The sequence below is a fragment of the Acidobacteriota bacterium genome, from assembly GCA_034211275.1.
Taxonomy (GTDB): Bacteria; Acidobacteriota; Thermoanaerobaculia; order Multivoradales; family JAHZIX01; genus JAGQSE01.
Genome location: JAXHTF010000335.1, coordinates 1 through 3,002, shown reverse-complemented (window position 1 = coordinate 3,002; position 3,002 = coordinate 1). Strand labels below are relative to the sequence as shown.

2 protein-coding genes are annotated in these 3,002 nt (G+C 68.3%); both read left to right on the top strand.

Features of this window, described 5'->3' with window-relative positions:
• On the top strand, positions 1-1,061 hold a 1,061-nt coding region (locus SX243_25675; GenBank protein ID MDY7096380.1), incomplete at its 5' end, for a tetratricopeptide repeat protein.
• A 276-nt stretch (positions 1,062-1,337) separates the two neighbouring features.
• Positions 1,338-3,002 (top strand): serine protease (locus SX243_25670; protein MDY7096379.1); only part of this gene is annotated, 1,665 nt, incomplete at its 3' end.

The following is a 3,002-nucleotide window of genomic DNA, read 5'->3' as shown; positions in this document are numbered from 1 at the left end:
CGCCGCTGAAGGCCATGCGCCACCTGGGCTGGAAGTTGGTGGTGGCGCCAAAGATGGAGATCTACGATCTGTCCATCGATCCGGGAGAAACGGAGAATCGCATTCTCGCCCCCAAGAACCCCGCCCGCCGCCTCGCCGCCGCGGTGCGCGGCGCTGAAGCTCAGCCCCCACGGGGCTCCGGAGCCACGGCGGATCCCGAAACCGTCGCCCGTCTGCGCGCCCTCGGCTACACCGGCGGCGGTCCCAGCCACCGCGAGCCACCGGAAGGGCTACCGGATCCCAAGGATCGCCTGGAGACCTGGAACCTCCTGGGCGAAGCGGAAGACCTCCTGCAACGAGAGCAGCCGGCGGAAGCCCTCCAACGCTTCGATCAAGCCCTGGAGCAGGATCCCGGCAACCCCTTCGCCCTCGCCCGCTCGGGCTTCGCACTGCTGCAGCTGGAACGGGCCGAAGATGCCGTCAAGCGACTCCAGGAAGCGGCCCGCAAGGCACCGGACCAGCCCGAGATTCGACTCACCCTGGCCCACGCCCTGGGCAAGGCCGGCCGCCACGAGGACGCTGCGCATCAGTGGCAGGAGTTGGTGGCCCTGCAGCCCGAGCGGGTGACGGCGTGGTCCCGTCTGGGCACCGCACTGGGCCTGGCGGGCCGCTCCGAGGACGCCGTCTCCGCCTTTCAGCGCGCCGTAGAGCTGGCCCCGGAATCCCCAACCATCGAGCTGCGGTTGGCCTTCGCTCAATTCGCCGCCGGCCAGCGGGACGAGGCGGTGAAGAACTTCCTGGCGGTGGCCCGGCGGACCGGCGCCGAAGACTTCCCCCATCCCTCCGCCCTCGGCCTGCTGCTGGTGGACCGCCAGCGGAGCTCCGAGGCCCTACCCTGGCTCCGCCGGGGCCGTCCCGACGAGGGCGACTACGGCCGTGGACAGCTGGCCCTAGCCCAGCTGGAGCTCTCCGCCGGGGACACTCCAGCGGCCCGCCAGGCCCTCCACCGAGCCCTCGAGGCTCAGCCCGGGTTGCGGGACGAGATCACCGAAGCTTCCCCCCTCGCACCGCTGCTGCCCTGAGAGCCCCGCGGGCGACCAGGAGGGTCACCCCTGCCCGCTGGATCCAGCTCGTTCTGGGTGCAAAAGTCTCTGGTGCGGGCTGACCAGCCGTGCCTGCAAAGGCGGCGCAGCGGAGCGTTCGGCCTGCCCCCCGGGCCTCTAACGAGCATATGAGCGATCAACGAATCCCTTGAGGTGATAATAGAGAACTGATATCTTCGGCCGGCCAGGGTCCACCAATTCCATGAATCGGGCTGCTGCACAGCCCTCAACCTTCTCAGAAGGAGGAGTTTTTTTATGTCTTATTGGAGAACTGGCGTGCTAACCCTCGCCCTCGCCGTCCTTACTATCGCCGGCCCCCTTGCGGGCGCTGCGACGGAAATCGGCTCGGAGGTCGTTCCCGGTACCTACGACCGCGTCGCAGCGGAAATCGCCCAGGCCGAGCTCAGCAATCAGCTCATCGAGCTCGAAGGCGTGCTTCCGGAAGCGGTGATCGCCAAGGCCACCGCCGAGCAGCTGCAAAAGCTCGCCGAGGCCCCGGACGACCAGGGCCGCCTGCTCGTCGGCACCAACATCGAGATCGGTCTGGTCGCCGACGGTGAAGCCGTTTCCGGCTTCGGCACCGTGCGCGAAACCGACCAGGGCAAGATCTGGGTCGGCGTCGTCCAGGCGCCCCAGGCCAAGGCCATCCGCCTCCACTTCAGCCAGCTCAACCTGCCCAAGGGCGCCGAGCTCTTCGTCTACAACGACCTCGGCGAGGCCTTCGGCCCCTACACCAAGCAGGGCCCCCTCGGCGACGGCGAGCTGTGGGCTCACACCCTGCGCGGCTCCGAAGCCCGCATCCAGGTACACTTCGGCCAGGGCATCGCGGCCAGCGCCCGGGGTGGCCAGCTCTTCGTCCTCGAGCAAGCTGTGCACCTGGGGGACAAGTTCCTCTTCGCCATCCTCGGCGATCCCACCGAAGCCTTCTGTAGCTTCAACGCCTCCTGCGTCCAGAACGCCGAGTGCTCGTCCATCCCGTCGGCCATCCAGGCCACCCGCAACGCCATGGCGCACCTGCAGTTCGCCGTCGGCTCCAGCACCTACATCTGCTCCGGTGGCCTGCTCAACGACACCGACACCTCGACGCAGATTCCCTACCTGCTGACCGCCAACCACTGCTTCAGCAGCGCGAGCTCCGCCAGCAGCTTGGAGGCCTACTTCCAGTTCAGCACCTCCTGCGGTGGCAGCTGCTACAACCCCAATGGCGCCGTGCCGCGGACCGTTGGCTCGACCATCATGGCCACCAACTCCAGCAGCGATTACACCCTCGTGCGCCTGAGCGGCAGCCTGCCGTCCGGTAGCGTGCTCCTCGGCTGGAACGCCACCGCCGTGGCCAACTCCAGCGGCACCTCCCTGTACCGCATCAGCCACCCCAAGGGTGCGCCCCAGGCCTACTCCACCCACAGCGTGAACACCACCTCGGGTACCTGTAGCGGTATTCCCCGCGGCGGCTGGATCTACAGCGACGACACCTTCGGCGCCACCGAGGGTGGCAGCTCCGGTTCGGTGGTGATGAACTCCAGCGGTCAGGTCGTCGGCCAGCTCACCGGCGCCTGCGGTGCGAGCCCGAGCACTCCCTGCGACGGCGACGACCGCACCATCGACGGCGCCCTGGCGGCCTACTTCAGCTCCGTCCAGTCCTACCTCGATCCGGGGACCGGTGGCGGCGGCTGCTCCGGCGGCACCCAGTACAGCGGCAGCCTGTCCAGCGGCGGCAGCAGCACCCACGGTCAGGGCACCAAGAGCGGCACCATCACCGGTAGCCTCTCCTGCTCCGGTCCGGACTTCGACCTCTACCTGGACAAGCAGAGCTGCTCCTGGTGGAGCTGCTCCTGGTCCACCGTCGCCAGCTCGACCAGCACCAACTGCAGCGAGTCCATCAACTACTCCGGCTCCAGCGGCACCTACCGCTGGCGGGTG